An 8,249-nucleotide genomic window follows, 5' to 3' on the forward strand; every position below is an offset into this window, starting at 1 on the left:
TCGGCAAATCGCCGCGAGAATGCCTCACCGACATCCGATTACACCGTGTGCACGACGAATTGTGTTGCGAGGACGCGGATTCGGTGACCACCGTCGCGATGCGCTGGGGATTCACCCACACCGGCCGGTTCGCGGCGGCATTCCGCAAGAGGTACGGCGTGGCACCGTCCGATATCGCCCGCACGCGCGGGCGGTAGTTACCAGCCGAGGTCGGTCGTTCAGGACGCCGGGGCGCCGCATCGTCGTACCATGTGAGGCATGACCGCTGCACACGCCCAGCTCGGCTTGATGTCGCTGGATCAGTGGCGTGCGTTGCCCGAGGAACCCGAGTACCGGGTCGAACTCCAGGAGGGCGTGCGCATCGTGTCGCCACGACCGATGAAGGCACGCGCGCGCGCCGTCTTCCGGCTGTGTGCCCAGGTCGACGAGGCGCTTCCGACTGGTTGGGAAGCGCTCCCGGAGGTCGAGGTGGTCATCGATCCTGCGACGCCGGCCACGGTCCGAGTCCCCGATATCGTCGTGTGTCGTAGCGATGCACCCGAACCTCTGGTCGCGGCGGACGTGGCGATCGCCATCGAAATCGTGTCGCCAGGCTCCCGACGGACTGATCACGTCACCAAGCGCAGCGAGTACGCCGATGCCGGGATCGCCCACTACAGGATCGTCGACCTGGGGCGGCCGACCACGCTCACCCCACTCACCCTCACCGACCACGGCTACTCCGGCGTTCCGGTGACCGGGCATCACACGTCGACCACGCCCTTTCCCCTGACCATCTCGCTCACCTTCTGACGTCGAATCACGAGCGTGCGAGCCGCTCCACACTCTCCGGTAAGGTGTGCCGGGTTGCGTGCCACCTGGTGATCCCGCGGTGACACCGGATGTCCATGTCCCGGCGCGCCGGAACGGAGTCCGAGCACATGTCCCCGCACGTGTCACTGTCCACGACGACCTCGCCCGCGCACGACCGGTCGGTATGGGCGGCCTTGCGTTCACCGAGACGGCTGCGCACCGAGGTTCTGGCCGGGCTGGTGGTTGCGCTCGCGCTCATCCCGGAGGCGATCTCGTTCTCGATCATCGCCGGTGTCGATCCGCGCGTCGGTCTGTTCGCCTCGTTCACCATGGCGGTCACGATCGCGATCGTCGGCGGCCGCCCGGCGATGATCTCCGCGGCCACCGGTGCGGTGGCCCTCGTCGTGGCACCACTGGTGAAAAGCCATGGGCTGCACTACCTCATAGCCGCCGTCATCCTGGCCGGGGTGTTCCAGCTCATCCTCGGCGGCCTCGGCGTCGCCCGGCTGATGCGGTTCATTCCGCGCAGCGTCATGGTGGGATTCGTCAACGCGCTGGCCATCTTGATCTTCGCTGCCCAGTTGCCCCATCTGATCGGCGTGCCGTGGCTGGTGTATCCGCTTGTCGCCGTGGGTGTTCTGATCATCGTCGGGTTGCCGAGACTGACGAGCGTCATCCCGGCGCCGCTCGTCGCGATCGTGGCGCTGACCGCGGTGACGCTCGCGGTCGGCTGGTCGGTGCCCGATGTCGGCGACGAGGGCAAACTGCCTGAGCACCTACCCTCACTGGTCCTGCCGGACGTGCCACTGACCTGGCACACGTTGTCGGTGATCGCGCCGTACGCGTTCACCATGGCGCTGGTCGGGTTGCTCGAATCGTTGATGACCGCGAAATTCGTCGACGACCTCACCGACACCCACTCCAACAAGTCACGCGAGGCGATGGGGCAGGGCGTGGCGAACGTGGTCACCGGATTCTTCGGCGGCATGGGCGGCTGCGCGATGATCGGACAGACCATGATCAACGTCAAGAGTTCCGGTGCGCGCACCCGGATCTCGACCTTTCTCGCCGGTGTCTTCCTGCTGATCCTGGTCGTCGGTCTCGGCGATATCGTCGCGCTGATCCCGATGGCCGCACTCGTCGCCGTGATGATCATGGTGTCGGTCGGCACCATGGACTGGCACAGCATCAACCCGACGACGTTGCGGCGCATGCCCAAGAGCGAAACCGCGGTCATGCTCGTCACCGTCGTCGTCACGGTGGCCACGCACAACCTGGCCTACGGCGTCGTCGTCGGTGTGCTCACCGCGATGGTGCTCTTCGCGCGACGGGTCGCCCACGTCACCGAGGTCGTCGTGGTGGATCACCCGGATCCCGACACGCGCGTCTATCAGGTGCGCGGAGAACTCTTCTTCGCGTCCAGCAACGACCTGGTCTACCAGTTCGATTACGCGGACGACCCGACGACCGTGATCATCGACATGAGCGAATCGCATATCTGGGATGCGTCCACCGTTGCGGCACTCGACGCGATCGTCACCAAGTACGCGGCAAAGGGCAAGAGCGCCACCATTATCGGGCTGAACCCCGACAGCGCCGAGCGGCTCGAGCGCCTCAGCGGGCACCTCGCGGGCGCCCACTGAGGCAGGCAAGCAGGGCGCGGGGAGCTCACTGGTGTCTCCTTGTGGTGTGGTCTGCCGGGGTGGCGGACGTCGAAGGGCTGGGGACCGGGCGAGGGTGGGGTGTCCGCCCCGTGGGGGCGGGCGTCGCCGGAGGCCAATTGTGCTGCGAGCGTGGCGAGTACAGGTTGCAGGACACGCGACAGCCGCCCGGTGTGGGTGGACGCCTCGGGCCCTCGGTCGGTCACCATCGGTCGACGTGCGCGCGTAGAAGGCGAGTGGGCTGCTGACCAGATGAGGAATTGAGGCGCCGAAGTGAACCGTCCTGGGTCTGGTGGAGACCGTGTGGACTTCGGATCTCCACGGCGGTTCGTTAGTCTTCTGGTATGGCACGGCACGCCGCAGGAGCGCTGCGTGGAATCACGCTGCAGCAGTTGCGCTACTTCGTGGAGGTGGCAGCGGAGGGATCGATCAGTGCCGCGGCGGACATGCTCTATGTGGCTCAACCGACCATGTCCGCCGCGCTCAAGGACCTCGAAAGCCGGCTCGAACGTTCACTGTTCGTCCGCTCGAACCGGGGAGTCACCCTCACCGACGACGGGGCGGAGTTCCTCGGCTACGCGCGCCAGGTCGTCGAGCAAGCGGAACTACTGGAACAGCGGTACCTCGGGCGCGGCCCCTCGCGCCGACTCCTCGCCGTTTCCACTCAGCACTACTCCTTCGTCGTCGACGCCTTTGCTCGTATGGTGAAAGCCTCTGAGGCTGCCGAATACGCGTTCAGTCTTCGCGAGACCCGGACTTGGGACATCATCGAAGATGTCCGCACTCTGCGAAGTGAAGTCGGCGTGCTCTATCGCAACGGTTTCAATGCAAACGTGATCAACAAGCTGCTCCGCGAAGCGGGGCTGACCTTTACGCCGCTGTTCTTCACGACACCGCACATTTTCATCGCCCGCACGAACCACCTCGCAGGCAAGAAGAGTGTCACGCTGAAGGATCTCGACGACCTCCCGCGGCTCACGTTCGACCAGGGCGGGAACAACTCGTTCTATCTCGCCGAAGAGATCCTCTCCACGCGTTCATCCAAGCAAGACATCCGAGTGAGCGACCGAGCAACCATCTTCAACCTGATGATCGGTCTCGGCGGGTACACCATCTCGACCGGCATCATCTCCGACGATCTGGATCCGTCGATAGTCGCTGTTCCGCTCGAGGTGGACGAGCGCATCGAGATCGGCTGGATCGGACATGCCTCGGTCTCGTTGACCGCCCAGGCCGAGCGATTCGTGGCGGAGATGCGCGATGTGGTCTCGAGTTTCGGAGTCGATCTGCTGGCATAGCTGATTCCTATCCCCAGGTATCGTGAAGTGTAATTAGGCTATGGAGACGCGCCTGCATACACTGCTGTCAACGCCGCTTCGGGCCACCGGCTCCCGAGTGCCATCGGTCGCGCCGATGGGCCCTCGACCATGGGAAGTCAGATCGAAGTGCTGCGTAACTCAGGCAGTGAATCATGCGATGGCGACCGTCGTTGAGCGCGGTGCAAGTGAATGGGGCATCTGATCACCATGACAAACGAATGTGTCTTCAGCATCGGTACGACGCGCTTCGACGAGGGCTACACCCCGTCGAGCAGCTCACGTGGAACGACGAACTTCGCGAATCTCGCACGCGGCGACGACCGTGAGCAGAATCTTCGCAACGCCGTGACGATGATGAACACCCGGGTCAATGAACTGCTCCACTGGGACAATCCGCGCGGTGACCGCTACGAACTCGAACTCGACATCGTCTCGGTGGACCTACATCTCGCCTCGGTAGGGGACGACGCCGCATTTCCGGTGATCGAGGTGCTCGACGTGGACATCGTCGAGACCGCCACGGGGACCCGTACCAAGGGCATCGTCGGAAACAACTTCTCCTCCTACATTCGCGACTACGACTTCAGCGTTCGGCTCCCCGGACACCAGGCGACGGGTGTCCCCAGCGACTTCGGCGATCTGCACGGGCAGGTCTTTCAGCGCTTCCTCGAATCGGACGAGTACCGCCAACGGTTCTCTCAGCCGCCGGTCATCTGCATCAGCGTCTCGACGTCGCGGACCTACACCCGCCTCACGAACCACCACCCGATTCTGGGGGTGGAGTATGTGTCGGACGCGCTGTCGCTCACCGATGAGTACTTTGGCAAGATGGGGCTCACGGTCCGCTACTTCATGCCTCCGGGTTCCGTTGCCCCGCTGGCCTTCTACCACCGCGGCGACCTACTCAACGACTACTCGTTCATCGCGCTTGCGGGAACGGTCGCGACGATGGAGACGTTCCAGAAGATCTACCGTCCCGAGATCTACAGCGCGAACACAGCGGCGGCACAGGTGTACCGGCCGAGTCTCGACTACGGCAACTACTCACTCCCGCAGGTGACTTACGACCGGGTCGAACGCACCCAGCTCGCGGCCACCCAGGGAAAATTTACCGAGGTGAGGCTCATGAAACCGTACGGCGATGTCCTTGCGCGTTGGGCGACAAAGCAATCGGCCTGATCGGCGCGAGAACTGAGGTATCCGAGATGAATGCACTCCTGCCCGCCACGATCGTCGGCAGCCTGCCCAAACCCGCGTGGCTCTCCGAGCCGGAGAAGCTCTGGTCCCCGTGGAAGTTACACGACGACGAACTGCGGCAGGGGAAGCTCGACGCCCAGACACTCGCGGCACACGATCAGAGTCGAGCCGGGCTCGACATCATCAGCGATGGTGAACAGACACGTCAGCACTTCGTGACCACGTTCATCGAGCACCTCAGTGGCGTCGATTTCGACCGCCGTGAAACCGTGCGCATTCGTGACCGCTATGACGCGAGCGTCCCGACGGTTGTCGGCGCGGTGAGTCGCGAAGAGTCGGTCTTCGCAGAGGATGCGAAGCGTCTTCGGGTCGAAACCGATCAGCCGATCAAATGGGCCCTCCCCGGCCCGATGACAATGATCGACACCCTCTACGACGACCACTACCGGAGCCGCGAGCAGCTCGCGTGGGAGTTCGCAACCATCCTGAACCAAGAAGCAAAGGACTTGCAGGCGGCCGGCGTCGACATCATCCAGATCGACGAGCCCGCATTCAACGTGTTCTTCGACGAACTCAAGGACTGGGGTATCGCGGCACTCGAGCGGGCCACCGAAGGACTGAGCTGCCGAACCGCCGTCCACATCTGTTACGGCTACGGCATCAAGGCCAACACCGACTGGAAGGCAACGCTGGGGCCCGAATGGCGCCAGTACGAAGAGTCGTTCCCACTATTGCAACAATCATCGATCGACATCGTGTCCCTGGAGAGCCACAACTCGCGGGTTCCTGTCGAGGTGATCGAACTACTCCGTGGTAAGACGGTCATGCTGGGAGCGATCGACGTGGCCAGCGACACCATCGAGACGCCGGCGGAAGTGGCAGCGACACTGCGCAAAGCACTCCCCTTCGTCGACAAGGACAAGCTCTACGCCAGCGGGAACTGCGGCATGGCACCGCTCGCACGTGGTGTCGCACGGCAGAAGATGGTCGCGCTCGCCCAGGGCGCCGCCATTCTTCGCAAAGAGCTCTCCTAACCTCGGGCGTTCCGCGCAGTACGTGACCAGCGTCTGCACGGGATCGATCGCACTCGCCGCCGCGGGACTCCTCGACGGCCGACAAGCGACCTCACACTGGTCGGTGCGAGATCTGCCGACCGACCACGGAGCGAACCCGGGGTCGCACACCCGGGTCCTCCCGACCGGCCTCCGCAATCGGCTCAGCTGACTGTCCGGCTCAGTTGGCCAGTGCGCGTGCCGCTTTGGCCGCAGAGACCAGATTCGTCAGCGCCGCGGTCACCTCGGTGGTGCCGCGAGTCTTCAGACCGCAGTCCGGATTCACCCACAGGCGCTGCGGCCCGACGGCATCGAGCGCCGCGCGCAACGACGATTCGATCTCGGTGACGTCGGGGACACGCGGTGAGTGGATGTCGTACACACCCGGCCCGACGCCGTTGGCGAATCCGATGGCGTTGAGGTCGTCGAGGACCTCCATGCTCGACCGTGCCGCCTCGATCGAGGTGACATCGGCGTCGAGTTCGGCGATCGCGCCGATGACCTCGCCGAACTCCGAGTAGCACAGATGGGTGTGGACCTGCGTGGCGTCGGCGACGCCCGAGGTGGCCAGCCGGAATGCCCGGACCGCCCAGTCGAGGTACGCGGGCTTGTCGGCGTCCCGCAGCGGGAGCAGCTCACGCAGGGCCGGCTCGTCGACCTGGATGATGCCGATGCCGATCCGCTCGAGATCGATCGTCTCGTCCCGGATCGCGAGGGCGATCTGGTCGGCCGAGTCGGACAGGGGTTGATCGTCACGCACGAATGACCACGCGAGGATCGTGACGGGCCCGGTGAGCATGCCCTTGACCGGCTTGCCGGTCAGCGATTGGGCGTAGGCGATCCAGTCGACGGTCATCGGCGCCGGGCGGGAGACGTCGCCGAACAGAATCGGCGGACGCACGCACCGGGTCCCGTAGGACTGCACCCAGGCATGGGCGGTGGCGAAGAAGCCGTCGAGTTGCTCGGCGAAATACTGCACCATGTCGTTGCGCTCCGGCTCGCCGTGGACGAGTACATCGAGTCCGATCTCCTCTTGCAGTGCAACCACATCGGCGATTTCTGCCTGCATCCGACGGACGTACTCGGCGTCATCGATCTCACCGGAGCGCAGCGCGGCGCGGGCCAGCCGGATCGCCGAGGTCTGCGGATAGGAGCCGATCGTCGTGGTGGGCAACGGCGGGAGATTCAGTCGCTCGGATTGCGCAGCCGAGCGGGTCGCGGCATCGCCTCGCTTGCGGTCGGCGTCGGTGATGGCGGCCAGACGCTCACGCACGGCCGGGTTGTGCACTCGCGGATCGGATTCGCGGGTGGCCAACGCGGCGGCGGCGGCGTCGAACGCGTCGGCCTGGGACTCCCGACCGTGGCGCAACGCCTCGGACAGGATCGCGACCTCGCGGTACTTCTCCGCGGCAAAGGCCAGCCAACCGCGCAGGTTGTCGTCGAGCCCGGTTTCGGGTTCGACGGAATACGGCACGTGCAGCGTCGAACACGAGGTGGACACCGCCAACGACCCCGCCGACCCGAGCAGGGTGCCCAGGGTGGCCAGGGCTTTCTCGAGATCGGTACGCCAGATGTTGCGCCCATTGACCACGCCGGCCACGACGAGCATGTCGGCCAGTTCGGGTACGTCGGCCACCGACTCGAGGGAGCCCTCGATCACATCGACGGCCACCGCCTCGATGCCGGTGCGCGCAAGGGCTCGCACACTGTCCCGGGCGTCGCCGAAGTACGTGGCGACACAGAGTGCCGGTCGCGAGCTCGCTTGCGCGAGGGTCGAGTACACCGAGCCGGCCAGCGCGGGGAGGCGCTCTGCGGCATCGGTGACCAGGATCGGTTCGTCGATCTGTACCCACTCGACTCCGGTGTCGGCCAGGCGGGCCAGCAGATCCAGATACAGCGGCAGCAACTCGTTGAGGCGATCGAGCGGGGAGCCCCCGCCTGCGGTGTCATGAGCGGATTTCGACAACGCCAGAAAGGTGATCGGCCCGATGACGACCGGACGTGCGCTCACACCGGCGGCCTGCGCCTCGGCCACCTCCGCGAGCACCTTCTCCGGGTGCAGGGAGAAGGCTGTCGCGTCGCCGATCTCGGGCACGAGGTAGTGGTAGTTGGTGTCGAACCACTTGGTCATCTCCAGCGGCGTGACGTCGGCGGTGCCGCGGGCCGCTGCGAAGTAGCGGTCGAGGGGATCGGTGATGTGTGCGACCCGCTCGGGCAGGGCGCCGAGC

Annotated in this window: 7 protein-coding genes and 1 pseudogene; 7 read left to right on the forward strand and 1 reads right to left on the reverse strand. The window is 65.1% G+C overall.

What is annotated here, in order from left to right; all coding sequences use genetic code 11:
* The 7 genes and pseudogenes from B1964_RS06625 to B1964_RS30650 all read left to right on the forward strand — a co-directional run.
* On the forward strand, positions 1-197 hold a 197-nt coding region (locus B1964_RS06625), incomplete at its 5' end, for a helix-turn-helix domain-containing protein (protein ID WP_139765648.1).
* A gap of 61 nt (positions 198-258) precedes the next feature.
* A complete protein-coding gene (locus B1964_RS06630; protein ID WP_079929288.1) occupies positions 259-792 on the forward strand; it encodes a Uma2 family endonuclease in 534 nt (177 codons plus the stop codon).
* A 128-nt stretch (positions 793-920) separates the two neighbouring features.
* Complete coding sequence (locus tag B1964_RS06635) at positions 921-2,435, forward strand: SulP family inorganic anion transporter (protein WP_079929292.1); 1,515 nt, start codon at positions 921-923, stop codon at positions 2,433-2,435.
* Positions 2,436-2,797: 362 nt separating this feature from the next.
* Positions 2,798-3,751 (forward strand): LysR family transcriptional regulator, encoded by a 954-nt coding sequence (locus B1964_RS06640; protein WP_079929289.1) that lies wholly within the window; start codon positions 2,798-2,800, stop codon positions 3,749-3,751.
* Between the two features lie 228 nt (positions 3,752-3,979).
* Positions 3,980-4,951 (forward strand): putative oxygenase MesX, encoded by a 972-nt coding sequence (locus tag B1964_RS06645; RefSeq protein ID WP_026920212.1) that lies wholly within the window; start codon positions 3,980-3,982, stop codon positions 4,949-4,951.
* A 26-nt stretch (positions 4,952-4,977) separates the two neighbouring features.
* The gene (locus B1964_RS06650; RefSeq protein ID WP_014359572.1) at positions 4,978-6,003 is read left to right on the forward strand and encodes a methionine synthase; all 1,026 of its coding nucleotides are present in this window, start codon (positions 4,978-4,980) and stop codon (positions 6,001-6,003) included.
* Positions 5,996-6,106, forward strand: a pseudogene (locus tag B1964_RS30650) (DJ-1/PfpI family protein); the annotation flags it as partial. The gene B1964_RS06650 and the pseudogene B1964_RS30650, both read left to right, overlap by 8 nt.
* Before the next feature lie 96 nt (positions 6,107-6,202).
* On the opposite strand, the gene metE reads toward B1964_RS30650, so the two are convergent.
* Positions 6,203-8,249, reverse strand: a 2,047-nt coding sequence (gene metE / locus B1964_RS06660; RefSeq protein WP_079929291.1) for a 5-methyltetrahydropteroyltriglutamate--homocysteine S-methyltransferase, incomplete at its 5' end; no start/stop codon positions are given.

The organism is Gordonia sp. i37 (genome assembly GCF_002043085.1).
Taxonomy (GTDB): domain Bacteria; phylum Actinomycetota; class Actinomycetes; order Mycobacteriales; family Mycobacteriaceae; genus Gordonia; species Gordonia polyisoprenivorans.

What these genes read in the sequence shown, in the direction of transcription:
- B1964_RS06640 (WP_079929289.1), top strand. Translation starts at nt 2,798, where the DNA reads ATGGCACGGCACGCCGCAGGAGCGCTGCGTGGAATCACGCTGCAGCAG.
- B1964_RS06645 (WP_026920212.1), top strand. Translation starts at nt 3,980, where the DNA reads ATGACAAACGAATGTGTCTTCAGCATCGGTACGACGCGCTTCGACGAG.
- B1964_RS06650 (WP_014359572.1), top strand. Translation starts at nt 4,978, where the DNA reads ATGAATGCACTCCTGCCCGCCACGATCGTCGGCAGCCTGCCCAAACCC.
- B1964_RS06630 (WP_079929288.1), top strand. Translation starts at nt 259, where the DNA reads ATGACCGCTGCACACGCCCAGCTCGGCTTGATGTCGCTGGATCAGTGG.
- B1964_RS06635 (WP_079929292.1), top strand. Translation starts at nt 921, where the DNA reads ATGTCCCCGCACGTGTCACTGTCCACGACGACCTCGCCCGCGCACGAC.